Genomic DNA, 21,016 nt, shown 5'->3' with positions numbered 1-21,016 from the left:
CGAGTCGACTTCAATCGCGAGCAAGCTCGCTCCCACAGGGGATGAGGGTGCTCACAAATTTTGTGTTCGTCGCGAATCCAATGTGGGAGCGAGCTTGCTCGCGATGGCAGCGACTCGCTAATCGCTCAAACCCAGATAGCATCCCAAAGCGGATAGTCGCCAAGCCGCTCGACCAGACCAGCTCGTAATGGATTGGCAACGACATACCGGGCAAGCTCCACCAAATCTTCCTCTCGCCTTAATGCCCGATCGTGGTAGCCCTGCTGCCAAAGGCTGCCCTTGCGACCGGTAGCCATATTCACCGCTCGCGTACTCAATGATTTGGTTTTTTGCATCAGCTCACTCAATGATCCCTGCTGCAACTCGATCAACCAGTGAAAATGGTCTGGCATGACAACCCAAGCCAATGAGTTTGCCCAACCCTGCTCCTCTGCACTTCGAAATTGCTCAACGACAAGTCTGCCCAAGGTCAAACTCTCGAATACCGATTTGCGGTCGAGCGTGTTGGTCGTCAGAAGATAAATCCGATTGGCTTCGACATAGCGACCCAGGCGTAGGCGGTGTGAAGCGGGAAAATCAGGCATTCCTTTGCCTCTCTTATGATTAAGTCCTGGAAAGGCTAGCCCCGTGGGGACCGAAGGGTGCGGCAGGCTTTTATCTGGATGTGTCCTTTCGATAGCGATCGCGAGCAAGCTCGCTCCCACACTGGCCCGGGGATGAACACAAAATGTGTAACCACCCGAAATCCCTGTGGGAGCTAGTGGCAGGCTTTTATCTGGATGTGTCCTTTCGATAGCTATCGCGAGCAAGCTCGCTCCCACAATGACACTGGGGATGAACACAGAATGTGTAACCACCCGAAATCCCTGTGGGAGCGAGCTTGCTCGCGATGACATTTGCTCAGACGCTGAAAATCAAGCCGTAACCCCAGCATCCGCCCGCAACCCCTGCGCCTCTATCGCGCTGATCGCGCACTGCTCATCCACATCCGACAAATCCCCGCTGATCCCCACCGCACCCAGCACGTTCCCCGCCTGATCGCGGATCAGCACGCCGCCCGGTGCCGGCACCACGCTGCCCTGCCCCAGGCTGTTCAACGCCGCGATAAACGCCGGCCGTTGTTGTGCATCCAGTGCCAGCAGGCGCGAGCCTTTGCCCAGGGCGATTGCCCCCCAAGCCTTGCCGATGGCGATTTGCGGGCGTAGCAGGCTGGCGCCGTCTTCGCGTTGCAACGTGACCAGATGGCCACCCGCATCCAGTACCGCGATGGTCAGTGGAGCCGCGGAGATTGCACGCCCGGCGGCGATGGCCTGGCTGACCAGGTTGACTGCAACTTTCAAGGTTAAAGCGCTCATGGTGCCGTCCTCATTTTGTTATAGGGAAAGCGGTGGAGCTGCGCGTTTGTGCCGCAGCTCGATGGTACAAATAGAACACAATGGTTTAATTTTTTGTATACAATAATTTTCGAAAAGCGCCACATGCGACGAAAAGCCACAGCAGAACGGGCTTCCGACGAATGAAACAGACGCTTGAGAAAATGGATTGACCTGCGCCGTCCGCCGTGAATAAACTCTGCGCAAAGCCACTTGTATACAATTACAAAACGTAAGAGGCACAAAACCATGAGCAAAATGAGAGCAATCGAAGCCGCCGTTCTGGTGATGCGCCGCGAAGGGGTTGATACCGCTTTTGGCATCCCGGGCGCCGCGATCAACCCGCTGTACTCCGCCCTGCAGAAGGTCGGTGGCATCGATCACGTGCTCGCTCGCCACGTTGAAGGCGCCTCGCACATGGCCGAGGGCTACACCCGCACCAAGGCCGGTAACATCGGCGTGTGCATCGGCACTTCCGGGCCTGCCGGTACCGACATGGTCACCGGGCTCTACAGCGCCTCGGCCGACTCGATCCCGATTCTGTGCATCACCGGGCAGGCACCCCGCGCCCGTATGCACAAGGAAGACTTCCAGGCTGTCGACATCACCGCCATCGTCAAGCCCGTGACCAAGTGGGCAACCACCGTCATGGAGCCAGGCCAGGTGCCTTACGCCTTCCAGAAAGCCTTTTATGAAATGCGCTCCGGCCGTCCAGGTCCGGTGCTGATCGACCTGCCGTTCGACGTGCAGATGGCTGAAATCGAATTCGATATCGACGCCTACCAGCCGCTGCCATTGGCCAAGCCGAGCGCGACCCGCATTCAGGTGGAAAAGGCCCTGGCGATGCTGGACAAAGCCGAGCGCCCGTTGCTGGTCGCCGGTGGTGGCATCATCAATGCCGACGCCAGCGAGCTGCTGGTGGAATTCGCCGAACTGACCGGCATTCCGGTCATTCCAACCCTGATGGGCTGGGGCACGATCCCGGACGATCACCCGTTGATGGTCGGCATGGTCGGTCTGCAGACTTCGCACCGCTATGGCAACGCGACGATGCTCAAGTCGGACGTGGTGCTGGGCGTCGGTAACCGTTGGGCCAACCGTCACACCGGTTCGATCGATGTGTACACCGAAGGTCGCACGTTCATTCACGTTGACATCGAGCCGACGCAGATCGGCCGCGTGTTCACCCCGGACCTGGGCATCGTTTCCGACGCCGCTGCTGCGCTGACCGTGTTCATCGAAGTCGCTCGCGAATGGCAAGCCGCCGGCAAGCTGAAAAACCGCAGCGCCTGGCTGCAAGACTGCCAGCAACGCAAGGCCAGCCTGCAGCGCAAGACCCACTTCGACAACGTGCCGGTCAAGCCGCAACGCGTTTACGAAGAGATGAACCAGGTGTTTGGCAAGGACACCTGCTACGTCAGCACCATTGGTCTGTCGCAGATTGCCGGCGCGCAGTTCCTGCACGTCTACAAGCCGCGTCACTGGATCAACTGCGGCCAGGCCGGTCCGTTGGGCTGGACCATCCCGGCAGCGCTGGGCGTGGTCAAGGCAGATCCGAGCCGCAAAGTAGTGGCGCTGTCAGGCGACTATGATTTCCAGTTCATGATTGAAGAGTTGGCGGTGGGCGCGCAGTTCAAACTGCCGTACATCCACGTGGTGGTGAACAACTCGTACCTGGGGCTGATTCGTCAGGCTCAACGCGGTTTCGACATGGACTACTGCGTGCAGCTGTCCTTCGATAACCTGAACGCGCCGGAGCTCAATGGTTACGGTGTCGATCACGTCGCCGTCGCCGAAGGCCTTGGCTGCAAAGCACTGCGGGTGTTCGAACCAGGTCAGATCCAGCCGGCCCTGCGCAAGGCCCAGGAGCTGATCGAAGAGTTCAAGGTGCCGGTGATTGTCGAGATTATCCTGGAGCGTGTGACCAACATTTCCATGGGCACCGAGATCAACGCCGTCAACGAATTCGAAGACCTGGCGCTGGTCGGCAACGATGCGCCAACGGCGATTTCGTTGCTTGATTAACGACTGAACGTTCCCACTGTGGGAGCGAGCCTGCTCGCGAAGACGGTTTCACATTCAACACAGATGTTGACCGACACACCGCTTTCGCGAGCAGGCTCGCTCCCACAGGGGGCCCCATACCTATACGGGAGACCACCATGCCGCGTTTCGCAGCCAACCTGTCCATGCTGTTCACCGAACAGGATTTTCTTGCCCGTTTCGAAGCTGCCGCCAAGGCCGGCTTCAGTGGTGTCGAATACCTGTTCCCCTATGACTTCAGCTCGGCCGAGATCAAGGCCAGGCTCGACGCCAACGGTCTGACCCAAGTGCTGTTCAACCTGCCGGCCGGCGAATGGGCCAAGGGTGAGCGCGGTATCGCCTGCCTGCCGGACCGCATTGAAGAGTTCCGTGCAGGGGTCGATCTGGCCATCGCCTACGCGCAAGTGCTGGGCAATACGCAGATCAATTGCCTGGCCGGGATTCGTCCGCAGGGCATCGACGATGCCACCGTGGAAAGGACCTTCGTCAACAACCTCAAATACGCCGCCGACAAGCTGCAAGCGGTGGGCATCAAACTGGTGATGGAAGCGATCAACACCCGCGACATCCCTGGGTTCTACCTGAACAACACGGCGCAAGCCCTGTCGATTCGCGAACAGGTGGGCAGCGCCAATCTGTTCCTGCAATACGACATCTACCACATGCAAATCATGGAGGGCGACCTGGCTCGCACCATGGCCGCGCACCTGGGCGAGATCAACCACATACAGTTGGCTGACAACCCTGGGCGCAACGAACCGGGCACCGGTGAAATCAACTACCGCTTCCTGTTCGAACACCTGGACAGCATCGGTTATCAGGGCTGGGTCGGCTGCGAATACAAGCCGTTGACCACCACTGAGGCGGGACTGGGCTGGTTGAAAACCCATAACGCAATCTGACGCTATTCCCCTTGTGGGAGCGGGCTTGCCCGCGATTGCATCAACGCGGTGCACCTGACTGACCGTGTCGCCTGAATCGCAGGCAAGCAAGCTCCCACAAAAGCAGTCCCCCAATTTGCGTGAAGCAACATAAAAACAAGAGGATTTTCTCATGGCTAAAATCGGATTTATCGGCACCGGCATCATGGGCCACCCAATGGCGTTGAACCTGCAGAAAGCCGGTCACAGCCTGTTCCTGTCGGCGCACCACGATGCTGCCCCGGCTGATCTGGTCGCCGCTGGCGCCATCGCCCTGGCCAACCCGAAAGAAGTCGCCCAGGAAGCTGAATTCATCATCGTCATGGTCCCGGATACCCCGCAGGTCGATGACGTGCTGTTCCGCGCCGACGGCATTGCGGCCGGTGTCGGCAAAGGCAAGATCGTCATCGACATGAGCTCGATCTCGCCAACCGCCACCAAAGCCTTCGCCGCCAAGATCAACGCCAAGGGCGCGCAGTACCTCGACGCGCCAGTGTCCGGCGGTGAAGTCGGCGCCAAGGCGGCGACCTTGAGCATCATGGTCGGCGGCGATGCCGATGCCTTCGAACGCGCGCTGCCGCTGTTCCAGGCCATGGGCAAGAACATCACCCTGGTCGGTGGCAATGGCGACGGTCAAACCGCGAAAGTGGCAAACCAGATCATCGTCGCGCTGAACATCCAGGCCGTGGCCGAAGCGCTGCTGTTCGCCTCGAAAAACGGTGCCGATCCAGCCAAGGTCCGTGAAGCGCTGATGGGCGGCTTTGCATCCTCCAAGATCCTCGAAGTGCACGGCGAACGCATGATCAAAGGCACCTTCGATCCGGGCTTCCGCATCAGCCTGCACCAGAAGGACCTGAACCTGGCCCTGCAAGGCGCCAGGGAGCTGAACATCAACCTGCCGAACACCGCCAACGCCCAGCAAGTGTTCAGCACCTGCGCGGCCATCGGTGGCAGCAACTGGGACCACTCGGCACTGATCAAGGGCCTGGAGCACATGGCGAACTTCTCGATTCGCGATAAATAACACCAGGCTGAAGCTGTCTCGGTCCCCTGTGGGAGCTGGCTTGCCTGCGATTCAGGCGACGCGGTCTTTCAGGAAGACCGAGGCGATGCCATCGCAGGCAAGCCAGCTCCCACAAGGACCGAGTTTGTCCATAGGTCATCGCTCTATCCCAATAACAAGAACTCCCGGGAGCCCGCCATGTCGGTCGATCCGCAACAACTGCTGCGCGAGCTGTTTGCCACAGCCATCGACGCGGCCCATCCGCAGCAAGTCCTCGAAGCCCATTTACCGAAAGACCGCAGCGGTCGGGTGATCGTCATCGGTGCTGGCAAGGCCGCCGCCGCCATGGCCCAAGTGGTCGAGCGCTGCTGGCAGGGTGAAGTCTCTGGCCTGGTCGTCACTCGTTACGGCCACGGCGCCCCGTGCGAAAAAATCGAAGTGGTCGAAGCCGCACACCCGGTGCCGGACGCGGCCGGTCTGGCGGTGGCCAAACGCGTGCTGGAACGGGTCAGCAACCTGACCGAAGACGACCGCGTGATTTTCCTGCTGTCTGGCGGCGGGTCGGCGCTGCTCGCCCTGCCGGCACCGGGCATCACCCTCGCCGACAAGCAGTCGATCAACAAGGCCCTGCTCAAATCCGGCGCCACCATCGGCGAGATGAATTGCGTGCGCAAGCACCTCTCGGCGATCAAGGGCGGCCGTCTCGGCAAGGCCTGCTGGCCTGCCACTGTTTATACCTACGCGATTTCCGATGTGCCGGGCGACCTCGCCACGGTCATCGCCTCCGGCCCCACCGTGGCCGACCCGAGTACATCCGCCGAAGCGCTGGCGATTCTCAAACGCTACAGCATCGAGGTCCCGGCCTCGGTGCGTACCTGGCTGCAAAGCCCCGAATCGGAAACCGTCAAACCCGGCGATCCAAGCCTGGCCCGCAGTCATTTCCAGTTGATCGCCCGCCCGCAGCAATCGCTCGAAGCGGCAGCGGTGAAATGCCGTCAGGCCGGTTTCAGTCCGCTGATCCTCGGCGACCTGGAAGGCGAATCCCGGGAAGTGGCGAAAGTCCACGCCGGTATCGCCCGGCAGATCGTGCAGCACGGCCAGCCACTGGCGGCGCCGTGCGTGATTTTGTCCGGCGGCGAAACCACGGTCACCGTGCGCGGCAATGGCCGTGGCGGACGCAACGCCGAGTTCCTGCTGAGCCTCACCGACAGCCTCAAGGGCCTGCCCGGCGTCTACGCCCTGGCCGGTGACACCGACGGCATCGACGGCTCCGAAGACAACGCCGGCGCGATCATGACCCCGACCAGCTACGCCCGCGCCGCCGCGCTCGGTCTGAGCGCCAGCGATGAGCTGGATAACAACAACGGCTACGGCTATTTCGAGGCGCTCGATGCGCTGATCGTCACCGAGCCGACCCGCACCAACGTCAACGATTTTCGCGCCATCCTGATTCTCGAGAGCACACACCATGACGCCTGAAAAAAAGGTCAAAATCCTCGCCACCCTCGGCCCGGCCACCGACGGGATCGATGACATCCGCGAACTGGTCGAGGCCGGGGTCAACATCTTCCGGCTGAATTTCAGCCACGGCGACCACGCCGATCACGCCAAGCGCTACCAGTGGATTCGTGAAGTCGAGCGTCAGCTGAATTACCCGCTGGGCATTTTGATGGACCTGCAAGGGCCGAAACTGCGGGTCGGCAAATTCGTCGACGGCAAGGTGCAACTGCATCGCGGTCAGGCCTTGCGCCTGGACCTGGATGCCACGCCGGGCGATCAACGCCGGGTCAACCTGCCGCACCCGGAAATCATCGCCGCCCTCGAACCTGGCATGGACCTGCTGCTGGACGACGGCAAGCTGCGCCTGCGTGTGGTCAGCAAATACGCCGACGCCATCGACACCACCGTGCTCAATGGCGGCGAGTTGTCGGACCGCAAAGGCGTGAACGTGCCGCAAGCGGTGCTGGACCTGAGCCCGCTGACCGCCAAGGATCGTCGTGACTTGAGCTTCGGCCTGGAGCTGGGCGTGGACTGGGTGGCGCTGTCGTTCGTGCAGCGTCCGGAAGACATTCGCGAGGCCCGCGTGTTGATCGGCGACAAGGCGTTCCTGATGGCGAAAATCGAGAAGCCGTCGGCGGTGACGCACCTGCGGGAAATCGCCGAATTGAGTGATGCGATCATGGTCGCTCGCGGTGATCTGGGCGTGGAAGTCCCGGCCGAGAGCGTGCCGCAGATCCAGAAGAACATCATCAGCACCTGCCGCGAACTGGGCAAACCGGTGGTGGTGGCGACGCAGATGCTCGAATCGATGCGCTTCTCGCCGGCGCCGACCCGCGCCGAAGTGACTGACGTCGCCAATGCGGTGGCCGAAGGGGCTGACGCGGTGATGCTGTCGGCTGAAACCGCGTCCGGCGAATACCCGTTGGAAGCCGTGCAGATGATGAGCAAGATCATTCGCCAGGTGGAAAACGGTCCGGATTATCAGACCCAACTGGACGTGAGCCGGCCGAAAGCCGAGGCGACCGTGTCCGATGCGATCAGTTGCGCGATTCGTCGCATCAGCAACGTGTTGCCGGTGGCCGTGCTGGTGAACTACAGCGAATCCGGCGCCTCCAGCCTGCGCGCGGCTCGGGAACGGCCGACGGTGCCGATCCTCAACCTGACGCCGAACCTGCAAACCGCGCGCCGCCTGAGCGTGGCGTGGGGCGTGCATTCGGTAGTCAATGACCGGCTGCGGCAGGTGGATGAGGTGTGCTCGACGGCGCTGGAGATTGCGCAGGCCCAGGGCATGGCGCAGCGCGGAGATACGTTGCTGATTACGGCGGGGGTGCCGTTCGGGCAGCCTGGGTCGACCAATTCCCTGCGTATCGAGACGTTGATCTAGCGAACGCCCCCTGTGGCGAGGGAACTTGCTCCCGCTCGGCTGCGAAGCAGTCGTCGCTTTGGCATGACGGTCCAATAGAAAGACCGCATTCGCCGATTTGAGGCCGCTTCGCGGCCCAGCGGGAGCAAGCTCCCTCGCCACAGGATTTATGCAAGACCGTTGATTTTCCTCTGCCCCCAGACTTCATCATGCCTGCCAACCACTTCAACACCCACTGCCCCGATTGGGCGACTGCCCTGCTCAACGGCTTCAGCCAGATCTTCCTCCAGCGCCATCCGCTGTTCGGTCTGCTGTGCCTTTTAGCCATTCTTTTTACCGCGCCGACGTTGCTCGGCGGCGCACTGCTGGGCGCTGTCGCCGGCCTGCTCACCGCGCAACGACGCGGTTATGCCAAGGCCGATCGACAAGCCGGGCTGTTCAGCTACAACGGGGTTTTGCTCGGTCTGCTGCTGAGCCTGTATTTTCCCTGGTCGGCGCTGTTGCCGCCGTTGATCATCGCCGCGGGCGGCCTGAGTGCGATGCTCACTCAGCAATGGCTCAAACGCGCCCGCCACCCTTATTACCTGCCCGCCTACACCGCGCCCTTCGTCGGGCTCGGCTGGTTGCTGCTGGCGTTCGCCGCGCCCCACGCGCCTGCGCCGCCGGTTGAAATGGACACCCTCAACCTGCTCGTCGCCCCGCTCAAGGCGCTGGGCCAGGTGATGTTTCTGGGGCATCCATTGGCGGGCGCCTTGATCGCCGTCGGTTTGTTGATCGCCGATCGCCGGGCTTTTTTCTGGGCGTTGTCCGGCTCGGTCGCCGGCCTGGGTTTTGCCCTGCTGCATCACGATACTGCCAGCGCCTTGCTCGGCCTGAGTGGCTACAACCCCGTGCTGGCTGCCCTCGCCCTTAGCCAACAACGGCGTCAAGCGTGGCTGCCGTTGGCGGGCATGGTGTTGGCCGTCGTGCTGATGCCGCTGTTTGCGGCCATGGGCCTGGCCACACTGACCGCGCCGTTCATCCTCGCCAGTTGGCTGGTGGGTGCGGGATTTCGTCTATCGCGTCCGGCGCCAAGCGCCAATGAACCTTGCAAAACCGTGGAGAATCACCCTAGGCTGCGCTGATTTCTTGCCTAGGGCGATTTGAATGAACGGCAACAACACGTGGCGCCATCGCCTGTACGTGATGATATTCCAGACTGACACCGTGGCTGGCCGGCGCTTTGACAGCACCTTGTTGGTGATCATCCTCGCCAGCCTGGTGACCGTGGTCCTCGACAGCATCGACGCGGTTCACCAGAACTACGCCGACGTGCTGGCGTACATCGAGTGGGGGTTCACGGTCATCTTTCTGGGCGAGTACATCCTGCGTCTGTACTGCTCGCCCAGGCCGCTGCGTTACGCCTTCAGCTTTTATGGGCTGGTGGATTTGCTGGCCATCGTGCCCGGCATCCTCGCGCTGTATTACAGCGACGCTCAGTACCTGCTGATCATCCGTATCATCCGGATGCTGCGCATCTTCCGGGTCCTCAAGCTCAGCCCCTACCTGAAACAGGCCCATTACCTGCTCGATGCCCTGCGTGGCAGCAAGCAGAAAATCCTCGTGTTCCTGCTCGGCGTCTGCACGCTGGTGACTGTGTTCGGCACGCTGATGTACGTGGTCGAAGGCCCCGAGCATGGCTTTACCAGCATCCCCAAAGGCATTTACTGGGCTATCGTCACGCTGACCACCGTCGGCTACGGCGACATCGTGCCGAAGACGGTGCTGGGGCAAATCATCTCGTCGATGGTGATGATCACCGGTTACTCGATCATCGCCGTCCCGACCGGGATTTTCACCGCAGAACTGGCCAGCGCGATGCGCGGCGAACAGCAGCAACACGACTGCCCGGTGTGCAACAAAGGCAGCCATGAACCGAGTGCCGCGTTCTGCTCTCGATGTGGCAATGCGCTGTTCAAGAAAATGGAATAAGCACAGAGCTTTTTAATCTTTAAGCGACTATGCGTGCCCCGTTTATAGTTGCTGGCAAATTGCCCCACTACTGACGGATATCACGCAGGAGCTGCCGCAGGCTGCGGCAGCTCCTGCAAGGTTTCGAACATTTTATAAAACAAGGAATGCGCAGTGAAAAAACTCTTTGGCGCCTCACTTCTGGCCGCTGGCCTGACCTTGGCGAGCATGGCTCAAGCCGCTCCGACCCTGCTCAACGTGTCCTACGACGTGATGCGCGACTTCTACAAGGACTACAACACTGCGTTCCAGAAACACTGGCAAGCCGAGCACAACGAAAACATCACGCTGCAGATGTCCTTCGGCGGCTCCAGCAAACAGGCGCGCTCGGTCATCGACGGCCTGCCGGCTGACGTCATCACCATGAACATGGCCACTGACATCAACGCCCTGGCGGACAACGGCAAGCTGGTGCCGGACAACTGGGTCACGCGTCTGCCGAACAACAGCGCGCCATTCACCTCGGCGACGGTATTCATCGTCCGCAAAGGCAACCCGAAAGCGCTGAAAGACTGGCCCGACCTGCTCAAGGACGGCGTGCAAGTGATCGTGCCGAACCCGAAAACGTCGGGTAACGGCCGCTACACCTATCTCTCGGCCTGGGGCTACGTGCTGAAAAACGGCGGTGACGAGAACAAGGCCAAGGAATTCGTAGGCAAACTGTTCAAGCAAGCGCCAGTACTGGATACCGGTGGCCGTGCCGCCACCACGACGTTCATGACCAACCAGATTGGCGACGTGCTGGTGACCTTCGAAAACGAAGCGGAAATGATTGCCCGCGAGTTCGGTCGTGACCAGTTCGAAGTGATCTACCCGAGCGTTTCCGCCGAGGCCGAGCCGCCCGTAAGCGTGGTGGATAAAGTCGTCGACAAGAAAGGCACCCGCGCGGTGGCCGAGGAATACCTGAAGTACCTGTGGTCGCCAGAAGGTCAGGAAATTGCCGCAGCCAACTACCTGCGCCCGCGTGATCCGGCGGTATTGGCCAAGTACACCGATCGCTTCCCGAAAGTCGACTTCCTGTCAGTGGAGAAGACCTTTGGTGACTGGCGCACCGTGCAGAAGACCCACTTCAATGATGGCGGGATCTTTGATCAGATCTACAGCGGTCAGTAAGACCCGAGCGCGCAAAAAAAGGCGACCTGAAGAGGTCGCCTTTTTTTGCGCGAGTGTGCGAGGGGGATTTGGCCCAATGCCAGGTAGTCAAGGTGAACAACCTGTGGGAGCGAGCTTGCTCGCGATGACGGCATGACATTCAACAGCAATGTCGACTGATCAGACGCTATCGCGAGCAAGCTCGCTCCCACAGTAGATGTTCAGCGAAACATGATTCTTTGCTTAACCCATGCCGCCATCACATCGGCGGTTTCACGCCATCCTTGCCGGCTGAAATCGACTGGGCGGTGAGCGTGCCGTCAGCCCCTTGGGTGGCGAAGGTGACGATTTTCACGCCCACTTTCAGCAAACTGCGATCACCCGGCGTCAGGTTGACGATGGGCACGTCTTCCGGCACCAGGATTTTCTGCTGACCACCCTTGTAGTTGACGGTCAAGGTGCGGCCATTGCTCACCACCAGGTCGCCGACGCTGCCGTTGGTCATGCTGCTGCCCTTGCCCAGGTCGAAAGGCCGATGGCCGTCGCCAGTGCCGGCCAGTTCCGGTGGGAAGACGTGGACTTCCAGCGCCTTGAGGGTGCCATCTTCCTGGGGAATAGCCGCGGAGCCGATGTAGCTGCCGGGCTTGATGTCTTCGATGTTGGCCAGAGTCACGGCACGCACCATGGTGTCCTTGGTGAGGTTGACGGTGACATCGCTACCGCTATAGGTGTGGACTTTCAAGGCGTCGGCACTGACGGTGGTGATTTCGCCGCGTACGCCAATACGCGTGCCCGGCGCGTCCTGGGCCTGGGCGACACCGGTGATAAACAACGAAGCAAGGGTGATGGCAGACAGGTGACGGAACATTGCATTCATGGAGGTACCTTCCGGTGATGGAACGTGAGAAGTGAGCACAAGCACGCTATCGAACAGGATGTAAGTAAATGTATCATCCTCCCTCAACGTTCGAACGCAAGGTTCATCGGCAGTCAGCACAGCCCCGGTGTCATTCATCGCGCAAAGCAATGATGACTATCACTCCAATCCCTCTTCCGCCGTTGTGGCACGGCCCTTAGCCTGCACGCATTCTTCTTCTGTTCAGCGAGACACGTTATGAACCCAGCAACTCAGGTGCCCCATTCCGGCACCGCGACAATGACCCGCGGCATGGTATTGCTGTTCGCCTTCTGCTGCGGCGCCATCGTTGCCAACATCTATTATGCGCAACCGATCATTGGCCTCATCGCGCCGGATATCGGCCTGACCAGCACCATGGCCAGCTTCATCGTATCGCTGACCCAGATCGGTTATGCACTGGGGCTGTTCTTCCTCGTTCCGCTGGGCGACCTGCTGGAAAACCGCAAGCTGATGATCATCACGACCGTGGTGGCGATTGCCAGTCTGCTGGCGGCAGCGTTTACCGATCAGCCAAACGTGTTTCTGCTGGTTTCGTTGCTGGTGGGTTTCAGTTCGGTGTCGGTGCAGATCCTTATTCCCCTGGCCGCCCATCTGGCGCCAGAAGAGTCTCGCGGTCGGGTGGTCGGCGGGATCATGGGCGGTTTGCTGCTGGGTATTCTGTTGGCCCGTCCTGTATCCAGCGTGGTGGCTGACCACTTTGGCTGGCGGGCAATGTTTGTCATTGCGGCAGGTTTGATGGCAGCGATCAGCGTTGTACTGGCGCTGACCATGCCCAAGCGCCAGCCGGACCACAGTGCCTCCTATGGCCAATTGCTGGGATCGCTCTGGACCCTGTTGCGCCAGCAACCGGTGCTGCGTCAGCGGGCGTTTTACCAGGGCTGCATGTTCGCCACCTTCAGTCTGTTCTGGACCGCCGTGCCGCTGGAACTGGCGCGTAATCACGGCCTGAGCCAGACCCAGATCGCAATCTTTGCCCTGGTCGGTGCCATCGGCGCCATCGCCGCCCCCATCAGCGGCCGTTTGGCCGACGCCGGTCACACCCGCGTCGCCTCGCTGCTGGCCATGGTGTTCGCCAGCCTGAGCTTCCTGCCGGCCTTCATCCACCCGGCCTACAGCGTCATTGGCCTGGCCGTTACCGGCGTCGTGCTCGACTTCTGCGTGCAGATGAACATGGTCCTCGGCCAGCGTGCGGTCTATGCCCTCGACGCCAAAAGCCGCAGCCGTTTGAATGCGCTGTACATGACCAGCATCTTCATCGGCGGCGCGTTCGGTTCATCGATAGCCAGCGTGGTGTATGAACAGGGTGGCTGGTTGTGGATCGTGATTGTGGGCAGTGCATTTCCGCTGTTGGCGCTGTTTAGGTTTATCAGCGCTTCGCAGAAACCGTCGTTGGCGACCGCTTGAATCGTTAAAGTCATCGCGGGCAAACCTTGCTCCTGGAGCAACAAGTTTGCCCGCGATTGCGGCGCGACCCGGGCTCAATGCCGAACCAGCTTCTCCATCGCCGCATCCGCCAGAAATGACGAGCGGCTTTTGACGTTGTGTTCCCGCACATAGCGGTCGATGCGCTGAATGACATAGCCAGGCAACGTCACGTTGACCTTCTCGGTCTTGCCCATGTAGGGCGAGATATCCAGCTCCAGCATCCCCCAGCCCATCTCGGCGAACTCCGGGTTGCCACGGTGAGTGGCAGCGGATGTCGGCATCGGGATCGACTCCCCGCCAGCGGCCATTTCCTGCAGCATGATGTGGGCAATCTCGACCGCCGCGTTATAGGCGTCTTCAAAGGTATCCCCGGCGGTTACCGCACCCGGAATATCGGGGATCTGAATACCGATGGCAGTGTTCTCGTCGCCCCACTCGATACAGATTGGGTATTGCATTATGGATCTCCTGCGTAACTGGCCGGCGGGCAATAGAGCCCGGCGCGCCTCCTGATGCTATTGACCGTCCCGAACGGCAAATCCTTTTTCGGGTGCGGGACGGGAATCGTGTACGGGTTGTAACGATGGGTGAAGATGTGATGACTGCCGGTGACCCGATCCAGCGTCCAGCCTGCCTCCATCAACTCCTTCATCAATAGCCTGCTCTGCACTATCAGCCTCCTTGCTACGGCCTGAACAAAAGTAACCCTAGAGTTACATTTACTCAAGCACAAAAATCCCGAGGACGACGTGCGGTTGTTTTGCAGAGTGTGATTGAGGGGGGGGTGCCATGCCTTCCGGGATTGAGCCCTGCGTCGGCGCGCTACCTGATTTTCCAGGACGGCGTAATCGGGATTGTTGGCGAATCAGGTTTAAAAACCGCCGCTTTTCGTTTATTGCGATTTTCGATTGTTTCGAATAGCCTGCCAGCATTGGTTATTCAACTATTGGAAATCGTCATGTCGCCAGTTATCCATTCCCCCCTCACTTTGCCCATAGAGCGCGAAGTTCAGGCTGCTATCGAAGGGCAACGCACGCTTGCTGCGTGGCTGGCCACCCGATTCGAAACTCAACAGATCCAGATTTTCGACGAACAGAACAAGGCTCACAGCGTCGAACTGCCAACCTCGGCACTTCGGCTGCTGGTCGACATTCTGGCTGAGCTCGCCGCGGGCAACGCTGTCAAAGTGGTTCCGGTTCATGCAGAGCTGACTACTCAGGAAGCGGCAGACTTGCTCAACGTCTCACGCCCGCATCTGATCAAGCTGCTGGAATCTGGCGATTTGTCCTACCACAAAACCGGCAAGCACCGACGTGTGCGTTTTGCCGATCTGATGGACTATAAAAACCGGCGCGACACCGCCAGCGAGCGAGCAATGACGCTTCTCGCCGAACAAGCACAGGCGTTAAGGACAGGATACGAGTGAGGCATTCCCCGTTTACCGCTGTATATGACGCTTGCGTGCTGTACCCCGCCCCTTTGAGAGACTTCCTGATGTGGCTTGCGCTCTCAGGGCGTTTCAGGGCGAAGTGGTCTGAGGAAATACACAACGAATGGAAACGAAATCTGCTGAAAAACCGCCCTGACCTGATGCCTGAACAGCTGGACCGCACATCCGGACTGATGGAACAGGCGATACCCGATGCTTGTGTATACGGTTATGAAGCGCTGATTGATGGGCTGGTGCTGCCGGATGTCGATGACCGACATGTTCTGGCAGTTGCCATCCGCTGCAATGCCAGCGTCATCGTCACGTTCAATCAGAAAGACTTTCCCTGCGCTGTGCTACGACCTTATGGCATTGAGGCTCAGCACCCAGATGAGTTTGTCGACAATCTCATGGACCTCGATCCGGCCGCGGTGATTGCGGCGGCCCAACGGCAACGCCAGCAGCTGAAGATGCCGCCAATGGATGTCAGCGCTTACCTCAATCTGTTACTGCGTCAGGGCTTGGTACAATCGAGCAAGGCTTTAACCCTTTATCAGGCGATTCTCTGAACATCTTTTATCGTTCAGGCGCAGGTCGACCGCCCTCGAGATAACTCAGCAAGCGTTCAACCGCATTCTCCAGCGGCCCGGAATTGTCGATCAGGCACAACGCAGCATCATTGTCTTCGAGCAGGTTTTCGCTGAATTGGGTATTGCGCGCCAGGCGCTCGTCGATTTGCGCCAGGGATTCGCGGCCTCGCGCCAACAGACGCTGACGCAACACAGGCAGGTCCACGGTGAGCAACAGCACTTGCACGTCAGGGTAGCGTTCGCGCGTTTCGTGCAGATGACCGCGGGAGCCGTTGACCAGCACGTCCTGCCCCGCCGCCAGCCAATCGTCGATTTCCCGGGGGATGCCATACGAAAGACCGTTGGCCTGCCAACTCAGGGCGAATGCGCCCTGTTTTTGCATCTCGGCAAATTGCTCGGGGCTGACGCCTTGGGCGGCCTCCCCCAAGGCTTCGCTTGAGCGGGTGATGACCCGCCGTACGACACGACAACCCCGCTCGGCCAATCGTGTGCGGGCTGCGTCCAACAGGCTGTCCTTGCCCGAACCGGAAGGTCCGATGAGATAGATCAACCTGCCAGCCATCAAAAACATCCTCGTTGCGTGTCGCCAGTTCGGCAGCGGCTACGTTACCCGAGATGTGCAACCTGTGGGAGCCGGGCTTGCTCGCGATTGCGGACTTTCATTCAACATTCATGTGGCCTGAAAGATCGCGATCGCGAGCAAGCCGGCTCCCACAGTGGTTATTGCCCGAACTGCCGGCCAAGACCGCTGGGCACACCGTGAATATCGGTGTCTTCCCACGGCCCGTCGGGGCTGATGGCGCGGCTCCAGCCGTTGTTCCAGCGGTAGTAGGTGCGTTGGCGGTAGAAGGTGTTGGTCTGGTCGTCGAGGACATAGACACCGAGCTTCGCGTCCCAGTGACTGTTGCCACCCGGTGGCGGGGCAAAACTGGCGGAGGTGCGAGGCTGCGGTTTCGACGGTTTGATCGGTGCCGACGGTGTGCCGGGGCTGGTCGGTGATGGCGCAGGCGTTGTGCTCGGCTCCGAGGGCGGAATGGGCGGCAAGCCCGGCTCGGGTGGCCGATGGACCGCACATGCGCTTAACCCCATGACCAGACTGAGCAGGGTGATACGAGCGATGGCGGTCATGGCGATTTTTCCTGTTATTTATCCGGGCTGTCGATGATCAGACGCTGTGGCACAGTGGTGCTGCTGGCCAGCGGCTGGCTGCGTCCGACCCACTCACCGGCAGTCGGCTGGCCGGCGCGGGAGATGCGCGCAACCAGTTGGACTTCAGGGAAGTTCGACAGTTTCAACTGCGGCATCATTGCATCGGCATCGCCCAGTTCGACGGTCACCGGCAAGTCGGCGACGGTCAGGCGCTTGGCTGCCAATGGTGCCGGTGGACCGGACGTGGCACGAGCGAAGATGAACACGCTGTCGCCGGGCTTGACCTTGTCTTTGAGCTCCGCCGCCAGATCGACGTGTACCTTGAGCAGCGCCGCAACCTTGGCCGCAGGCGCTTGAGCAACCTTGCCACCGCTGGCTTGGAGCTTCTCGGTGGCGCGGGTGATGCCGCCTTGCAGCGCGGAACGGGAGTTGTCGTCCGGCGGCAGTTGCACCAGCAGGCGGTTCCAGTAATCGATGGCGTCCTGATAACGCTCAGCTTCAAACGCGGCGATGCCCAGCAGCCCAAGGCTGGTGACTTCTTTCGGGTCGGCCTTGAGCGCTTCGTCGGTCAGGGACTGGATCTTGTCCGACCACTTCTTGCCATCGGCGAAGTACTGGGCCTGCGCCCACTGCCCCAACAGTTCCGGCTGACGACCTGCCAGATTGACGGTGCGCTCGAAGATCTTCGCCGCGTCCGCCGGGCGATCCTGAGCCATGTAGGTACGACCGAGGAAGTACAGGCCTTCCGCCGAATCCGGCTGCGCCGCGACTGCACGTTCCAGGCGCCGAGTCATTTCTTCCATCGACTGCGGGGCCTGGGCGAATTCACGGGTCAGCTCGACCTTGTCACTGGCACCAAAGTGCAGATACAGGCCAAGACCCAGCACCGGCACCAGAATCGCCGCCAGCAGCGGCAACGGTTTGCCCAGACGCGAAACACGTGGCGCCGCGACGCCTTCGGTATCGGCGAGCAATTCACGGGCAGCCTCGGCACGTCCGGCATCCATTTGCACAGCATCCAGCACGCCCTCTTGCTGCTGAGTCTGCAACTCAGCCACGCGCTCCTGATACAGCGCGACGTTCAGGGCCGTACGATCCTCTTCAAGCTGGGCACGACGGCCACGCAAAACCGGGATCAACAGAAAACTCAGGGCAACCAGAAGCAGCAGACCTGCAGCGAGCCAGAAATCAATCATTCTTGGTTTTTTTCCAACAGGTGATCGAGGCGCTCGCGCTCCTCGGCAGAAAGCGAGTCCGGCGTTTCAGCGCGTTGCACGCGACGACGACGGACAATCACGGCGATAACCCCAAAGCCGCCCAGCAACAGGGCGGCAGGGCCGAACCAGAGCAGCGCGGTCTTGCCGGTCAGGGCAGGCTTGTAGCGGACGAAATCACCGTAACGATCCACCATGAAGTCGATGATCTGCTGGTTGTCCTTGCCCTCTTCCAGCATGCGGAAAATCTCTTTACGCAAGTCGGCGGCAATCGGTGCGTTGGAATCGGCGATGTCCTGATTCTGACACTTGGGGCAACGCAGCTCTTTGGTCAGCTCGCGAAAACGCTCGCGATCACCGTCTTTGGCGAACTCATAGGTATCGATGGCCGCATGTGCCACGCCGGCCATGCTCAAGCCCAATACAGCGGCGGCGATCCAGCGCTTCATGGCTTGGCCTCATCGACCAGCGCCTGGTATTTGGCGGCCAGTTTTTCGCGCCAGACCTGCTCATCGATCACGCCGACATACTTGTCGCGGATGATGCCCTTGGCGTCGATGAAGAACGTTTCCGGAGCGCCATACACGCCGAGGTTCAGGCCCAAGGAGCCCTCTTCGTCGCGGATGTCCAGTTGGTACGGGTTGTGAAATTCCACCAGCCACTTCAAAGCGTCGGCGTTGACGTCCTTGTAGTTGATGCCGTAGATCAGCACGCCCTGCCCGGCCAGTTTGTTCAGCACCGGGTGCTCGACCCGGCAGGAAATGCACCAGGTGCCCCAGACGTTGACCAGGGCCGGTTTGCCCAGGATGTCAGCCTTGGTCAGGGTCTTGTCACCCTGCACGGCTGGCAGGGAAAACTCCGGGAACGGCTTGCCGATCATGGCCGAGGGCAACTCGGCCGGGTCCAGATAGAGCCCGCGATACAGGAAAACAGCCACCACCAGAAAAATCGCCAGTGGCAACAGCATCAACCAACGTCTCATGCAGTGGCTCCCGTCATGCCAAGTGCTTCACGCACGCGGCTTTTCACCTTGACCCGATAACGGCGATCCAGCGCCGCCAACAACCCGCCGAAACCGGTCAGCAAACCGCCGAACCAGATCCAGCGCACGAACGGTTTGACGTGCACACGCACGGCCCAGGCGCCGTTTTCCAACGGCTCGCCAAGGGCAACATAGAGGTCACGGGTGAACCCGGCGTCGATCCCGGCTTCGGTCATCATCGAATTCTGCACGGTGTACAGGCGTTTTTCCGGGTGCAGCACGCTGACTTCCTTGCCGTCGCGGATCACGCGGATGGTGCCCTTGTCGGACGTGAAGTTCGGCCCCTCGAAGTGCTTGGCGCCTTCGAAGATGAAGTGATAACCGGCCAGGTCCATGGACTCGCCCGGCGCCAGGCGCAGGTCGCGCTCGGCACTGTTCTGGCTGGACAACACCACGCCCAGCGCGCATACGGCGATGCCCAGGTGAGCGATCTGCATGCCCCAGTAGCTGCGGGTCAGGGTCGGCAGGCCTTTGATCAGGCCTTTGTGGCGGGTCTTGTCGAAAATGTCACGCACACCGGCCAGCAATACCCAGGCCGCGAGCATGAACGTCGCGATCACGGCCCAGTTGAAGTCGCCATAAGCGATACCGGCAATCACCGCCAATACAGCGCTGCCAAGCAGCACCGGCGTCAGCATGCCCACCAGCCATTTGACCGGGGTGTCTTTCCAGCGCACCAGCATGCCAACCGCCATCACCACCATCAGCAACGCCATCAGCGGAATGAACAGCGCATTGAAGTACGGCGGGCCGACCGACATTTTGGCGCCGGTCATGGCGTCGAGAATCAGCGGATACAAGGTGCCCAGCAGGATCATCGAGGCCGCGACCACCAGCACCAGGTTATTGCCCAGCAACAGGGTTTCCCGGGACCAGAGGTTGAAGCCGACATGGCTCTTGACCACCGGAGCGCGCAGGGCGAACAGCGTCAGCGACCCACCGACCACGAACAGCAGGAAGATCAGGATGAACACACCACGCTCGGGATCGGAAGCAAAAGCGTGTACCGACGTCAGCACGCCGGAACGCACCAGGAACGTGCCCAGCAGGCTCAACGAGAACGCGGCGATGGCCAGCAATACCGTCCAGCTCTTGAACACGCCACGCTTTTCCGTGACCGCCAACGAGTGAATCAGCGCAGTGCCCACCAGCCATGGCATGAACGAGGCGTTTTCCACCGGGTCCCAGAACCACCAGCCACCCCAGCCGAGCTCGTAGTACGCCCACCACGAACCGAGGGTGATGCCGATGCCGAGAAAGGCCCAGGCCACGATGGTCCACGGACGCGACCAGCGCGCCCAGGCTGCATCAAGCCGACCACCCAGCAACGCCGCGATGGCGAAAGCAAAGGCAACGGAGAAACCGACGTAACCCATGTACAGCATCGGCGGATGAACGATCAGGCCGATGTCTTGCAGCAACGGATTGAGGTCGCGGCCGTCCGCCGGGATCTGCGGCAGGATGCGCGCGAACGGGTTGGAGGTGAGGATCAGGAACAGCAGGAAACCGGTGCTGATCATGCCCATCACCGCCAGCACACGGGCCAGCATCACTTGCGGCAATTGCCGGGAGAACACTGATACGGCGAAGGTCCAGCCACCGAGAATCAATGCCCACAGCAGCAGCGAGCCTTCGTGGGCGCCCCACACGGCGCTGAATTTGTAGTACCACGGCAAGGCGCTGTTGGAGTTGTTGGCGACATAGCCGACAGAGAAGTCGTCGGTCATGAACGCGTAGGTCAGGCTGCCAAAAGCGAACACCAGAAAAGCAAACTGGCCCCAGGCGGCAGGTTGCGCGAGGCTCATCCACAAGCGGTCACCGCGCCAGGCGCCGAGCAATGGCACGATGGCCTGCACGACGGCAAAGCACAGGGCGAGGATCATCGCCAGGTGACCCAGCTCTGGAACAAACAGCCCTGGGCCCGAAAAGAGTGCGGCGGTCATC

22 protein-coding genes are annotated in these 21,016 nt (G+C 60.5%); 11 read left to right on the top strand and 11 right to left on the bottom strand.

The window, feature by feature from the left end; translation table 11 throughout:
* Positions 1-125: 125 nt before the first annotated feature.
* Together POF45_RS24700 and POF45_RS24695 are read right to left on the bottom strand one after the other, a co-directional pair.
* Complete coding sequence (locus tag POF45_RS24700; RefSeq protein ID WP_259500844.1) at positions 126-584, bottom strand: REP-associated tyrosine transposase; 459 nt, start codon at positions 582-584, stop codon at positions 126-128.
* Positions 585-914: 330 nt separating this feature from the next.
* Positions 915-1,355: a GlcG/HbpS family heme-binding protein gene (locus POF45_RS24695; RefSeq protein ID WP_282316962.1), complete on the bottom strand. Its 441-nt coding sequence runs from the start codon at positions 1,353-1,355 to the stop codon at positions 915-917.
* Positions 1,356-1,622: 267 nt separating this feature from the next.
* Here POF45_RS24695 and gcl point away from each other — a divergent pair, with 267 nt between their 5' ends.
* From gcl to POF45_RS24655, 8 genes are all read left to right on the top strand, one after another.
* The gene (gcl, locus tag POF45_RS24690; protein ID WP_259500839.1) at positions 1,623-3,398 is read left to right on the top strand and encodes a glyoxylate carboligase; all 1,776 of its coding nucleotides are present in this window, start codon (positions 1,623-1,625) and stop codon (positions 3,396-3,398) included.
* A gap of 137 nt (positions 3,399-3,535) precedes the next feature.
* On the top strand, positions 3,536-4,318 hold the full coding sequence (hyi, locus tag POF45_RS24685; RefSeq protein WP_259500837.1) for a hydroxypyruvate isomerase: 783 nt from the start codon (positions 3,536-3,538) through the stop codon (positions 4,316-4,318).
* Between the two features lie 151 nt (positions 4,319-4,469).
* A complete protein-coding gene (locus POF45_RS24680) occupies positions 4,470-5,360 on the top strand; it encodes a 2-hydroxy-3-oxopropionate reductase (protein ID WP_282316961.1) in 891 nt (296 codons plus the stop codon).
* Positions 5,361-5,537: 177 nt separating this feature from the next.
* On the top strand, positions 5,538-6,818 hold the full coding sequence (locus POF45_RS24675; protein WP_259500833.1) for a glycerate kinase type-2 family protein: 1,281 nt from the start codon (positions 5,538-5,540) through the stop codon (positions 6,816-6,818).
* Positions 6,808-8,223, top strand: coding sequence for a pyruvate kinase (pyk, locus tag POF45_RS24670; RefSeq protein WP_282316960.1), 1,416 nt, complete (start codon positions 6,808-6,810; stop codon positions 8,221-8,223). The genes POF45_RS24675 and pyk overlap by 11 nt, the downstream gene beginning before the upstream one ends.
* A gap of 188 nt (positions 8,224-8,411) precedes the next feature.
* Entirely contained in the window at positions 8,412-9,326 is a 915-nt protein-coding gene (locus POF45_RS24665) for an urea transporter (RefSeq protein WP_282316959.1), read from the top strand.
* A gap of 22 nt (positions 9,327-9,348) precedes the next feature.
* Complete coding sequence (locus POF45_RS24660; RefSeq protein WP_259500828.1) at positions 9,349-10,173, top strand: ion transporter; 825 nt, start codon at positions 9,349-9,351, stop codon at positions 10,171-10,173.
* A gap of 153 nt (positions 10,174-10,326) precedes the next feature.
* On the top strand, positions 10,327-11,325 hold the full coding sequence (locus tag POF45_RS24655) for a sulfate ABC transporter substrate-binding protein (RefSeq protein WP_259500827.1): 999 nt from the start codon (positions 10,327-10,329) through the stop codon (positions 11,323-11,325).
* 238 nt (positions 11,326-11,563) lie between these two features.
* Here POF45_RS24655 and POF45_RS24650 read toward each other — a convergent pair whose 3' ends face one another.
* Positions 11,564-12,181 carry a DUF5666 domain-containing protein gene (locus POF45_RS24650; RefSeq protein WP_259500825.1) on the bottom strand — a complete coding sequence of 206 codons (618 nt, stop codon included), beginning with the start codon at positions 12,179-12,181 and terminating at the stop codon, positions 11,564-11,566.
* 237 nt (positions 12,182-12,418) lie between these two features.
* Between POF45_RS24650 and POF45_RS24645 the strand changes: the two genes are divergently transcribed.
* Positions 12,419-13,627, top strand: coding sequence for an MFS transporter (locus tag POF45_RS24645; RefSeq protein ID WP_259500823.1), 1,209 nt, complete (start codon positions 12,419-12,421; stop codon positions 13,625-13,627).
* Positions 13,628-13,701: 74 nt separating this feature from the next.
* On the opposite strand, the gene POF45_RS24640 is transcribed toward POF45_RS24645, so the two are convergent.
* Together POF45_RS24640 and POF45_RS24635 are read right to left on the bottom strand one after the other, a co-directional pair.
* Positions 13,702-14,106 carry a type II toxin-antitoxin system HicB family antitoxin gene (locus POF45_RS24640; protein ID WP_259500821.1) on the bottom strand — a complete coding sequence of 135 codons (405 nt, stop codon included), beginning with the start codon at positions 14,104-14,106 and terminating at the stop codon, positions 13,702-13,704.
* Complete coding sequence (locus POF45_RS24635) at positions 14,106-14,318, bottom strand: type II toxin-antitoxin system HicA family toxin (protein ID WP_282316958.1); 213 nt, start codon at positions 14,316-14,318, stop codon at positions 14,106-14,108. Before POF45_RS24635 ends, POF45_RS24640 begins: the two co-directional genes overlap by 1 nt.
* A gap of 288 nt (positions 14,319-14,606) precedes the next feature.
* Between POF45_RS24635 and POF45_RS24630 the strand changes: the two genes are divergently transcribed.
* Together POF45_RS24630 and POF45_RS24625 are read left to right on the top strand one after the other, a co-directional pair.
* Positions 14,607-15,074 (top strand): helix-turn-helix domain-containing protein, encoded by a 468-nt coding sequence (locus POF45_RS24630; RefSeq protein WP_259503120.1) that lies wholly within the window; start codon positions 14,607-14,609, stop codon positions 15,072-15,074.
* Positions 15,071-15,646: a PIN domain-containing protein gene (locus tag POF45_RS24625; RefSeq protein ID WP_259500818.1), complete on the top strand. Its 576-nt coding sequence runs from the start codon at positions 15,071-15,073 to the stop codon at positions 15,644-15,646. Before POF45_RS24630 ends, POF45_RS24625 begins: the two co-directional genes overlap by 4 nt.
* A gap of 7 nt (positions 15,647-15,653) precedes the next feature.
* On the opposite strand, the gene phnN is transcribed toward POF45_RS24625, so the two are convergent.
* From phnN to POF45_RS24595, 6 genes are all read right to left on the bottom strand, one after another.
* Positions 15,654-16,229, bottom strand: a complete 576-nt coding sequence (gene phnN / locus POF45_RS24620) for a phosphonate metabolism protein/1,5-bisphosphokinase (PRPP-forming) PhnN (protein WP_282316957.1) — start codon at positions 16,227-16,229, stop codon at positions 15,654-15,656.
* A 158-nt stretch (positions 16,230-16,387) separates the two neighbouring features.
* Complete coding sequence (locus POF45_RS24615; RefSeq protein WP_259500813.1) at positions 16,388-16,795, bottom strand: hypothetical protein; 408 nt, start codon at positions 16,793-16,795, stop codon at positions 16,388-16,390.
* A gap of 14 nt (positions 16,796-16,809) precedes the next feature.
* The gene (gene ccmI / locus POF45_RS24610) at positions 16,810-18,012 is read right to left on the bottom strand and encodes a c-type cytochrome biogenesis protein CcmI (RefSeq protein ID WP_282316956.1); all 1,203 of its coding nucleotides are present in this window, start codon (positions 18,010-18,012) and stop codon (positions 16,810-16,812) included.
* Entirely contained in the window at positions 18,009-18,479 is a 471-nt protein-coding gene (locus POF45_RS24605) for a cytochrome c-type biogenesis protein (protein ID WP_259500809.1), read from the bottom strand. Before POF45_RS24605 ends, ccmI begins: the two co-directional genes overlap by 4 nt.
* Positions 18,476-19,012: a DsbE family thiol:disulfide interchange protein gene (locus POF45_RS24600; protein ID WP_259500807.1), complete on the bottom strand. Its 537-nt coding sequence runs from the start codon at positions 19,010-19,012 to the stop codon at positions 18,476-18,478. The genes POF45_RS24605 and POF45_RS24600 overlap by 4 nt, the downstream gene beginning before the upstream one ends.
* On the bottom strand, positions 19,009-21,015 hold the full coding sequence (locus POF45_RS24595) for a heme lyase CcmF/NrfE family subunit (RefSeq protein WP_259500805.1): 2,007 nt from the start codon (positions 21,013-21,015) through the stop codon (positions 19,009-19,011). The genes POF45_RS24600 and POF45_RS24595 overlap by 4 nt, the downstream gene beginning before the upstream one ends.
* Position 21,016: the final 1 nt, after the last annotated feature.

The organism is Pseudomonas fungipugnans, assembly GCF_029955235.1.
GTDB classification, from domain to species: Bacteria; Pseudomonadota; Gammaproteobacteria; order Pseudomonadales; family Pseudomonadaceae; genus Aquipseudomonas; species Aquipseudomonas fungipugnans.
Note: the sequence above shows the minus strand (reverse complement) of the source record. Positions and strands in the feature narration are given on the sequence as shown.

What these genes read in the sequence shown, in the direction of transcription:
- POF45_RS24605 (WP_259500809.1), bottom strand. Translation starts at nt 18,479, where the DNA reads ATGAAGCGCTGGATCGCCGCCGCTGTATTGGGCTTGAGCATGGCCGGC.
- POF45_RS24595 (WP_259500805.1), bottom strand. Translation starts at nt 21,015, where the DNA reads ATGACCGCCGCACTCTTTTCGGGCCCAGGGCTGTTTGTTCCAGAGCTG.
- POF45_RS24660 (WP_259500828.1), top strand. Translation starts at nt 9,349, where the DNA reads ATGAACGGCAACAACACGTGGCGCCATCGCCTGTACGTGATGATATTC.
- POF45_RS24600 (WP_259500807.1), bottom strand. Translation starts at nt 19,012, where the DNA reads ATGAGACGTTGGTTGATGCTGTTGCCACTGGCGATTTTTCTGGTGGTG.
- POF45_RS24680 (WP_282316961.1), top strand. Translation starts at nt 4,470, where the DNA reads ATGGCTAAAATCGGATTTATCGGCACCGGCATCATGGGCCACCCAATG.
- pyk (WP_282316960.1), top strand. Translation starts at nt 6,808, where the DNA reads ATGACGCCTGAAAAAAAGGTCAAAATCCTCGCCACCCTCGGCCCGGCC.
- POF45_RS24695 (WP_282316962.1), bottom strand. Translation starts at nt 1,355, where the DNA reads ATGAGCGCTTTAACCTTGAAAGTTGCAGTCAACCTGGTCAGCCAGGCC.
- POF45_RS24630 (WP_259503120.1), top strand. Translation starts at nt 14,607, where the DNA reads ATGTCGCCAGTTATCCATTCCCCCCTCACTTTGCCCATAGAGCGCGAA.
- hyi (WP_259500837.1), top strand. Translation starts at nt 3,536, where the DNA reads ATGCCGCGTTTCGCAGCCAACCTGTCCATGCTGTTCACCGAACAGGAT.
- POF45_RS24640 (WP_259500821.1), bottom strand. Translation starts at nt 14,106, where the DNA reads ATGCAATACCCAATCTGTATCGAGTGGGGCGACGAGAACACTGCCATC.
- POF45_RS24645 (WP_259500823.1), top strand. Translation starts at nt 12,419, where the DNA reads ATGAACCCAGCAACTCAGGTGCCCCATTCCGGCACCGCGACAATGACC.
- POF45_RS24650 (WP_259500825.1), bottom strand. Translation starts at nt 12,181, where the DNA reads ATGAATGCAATGTTCCGTCACCTGTCTGCCATCACCCTTGCTTCGTTG.
- POF45_RS24615 (WP_259500813.1), bottom strand. Translation starts at nt 16,795, where the DNA reads ATGACCGCCATCGCTCGTATCACCCTGCTCAGTCTGGTCATGGGGTTA.
- POF45_RS24665 (WP_282316959.1), top strand. Translation starts at nt 8,412, where the DNA reads ATGCCTGCCAACCACTTCAACACCCACTGCCCCGATTGGGCGACTGCC.
- gcl (WP_259500839.1), top strand. Translation starts at nt 1,623, where the DNA reads ATGAGCAAAATGAGAGCAATCGAAGCCGCCGTTCTGGTGATGCGCCGC.
- phnN (WP_282316957.1), bottom strand. Translation starts at nt 16,229, where the DNA reads ATGGCTGGCAGGTTGATCTATCTCATCGGACCTTCCGGTTCGGGCAAG.
- POF45_RS24700 (WP_259500844.1), bottom strand. Translation starts at nt 584, where the DNA reads ATGCCTGATTTTCCCGCTTCACACCGCCTACGCCTGGGTCGCTATGTC.
- POF45_RS24675 (WP_259500833.1), top strand. Translation starts at nt 5,538, where the DNA reads ATGTCGGTCGATCCGCAACAACTGCTGCGCGAGCTGTTTGCCACAGCC.
- ccmI (WP_282316956.1), bottom strand. Translation starts at nt 18,012, where the DNA reads ATGATTGATTTCTGGCTCGCTGCAGGTCTGCTGCTTCTGGTTGCCCTG.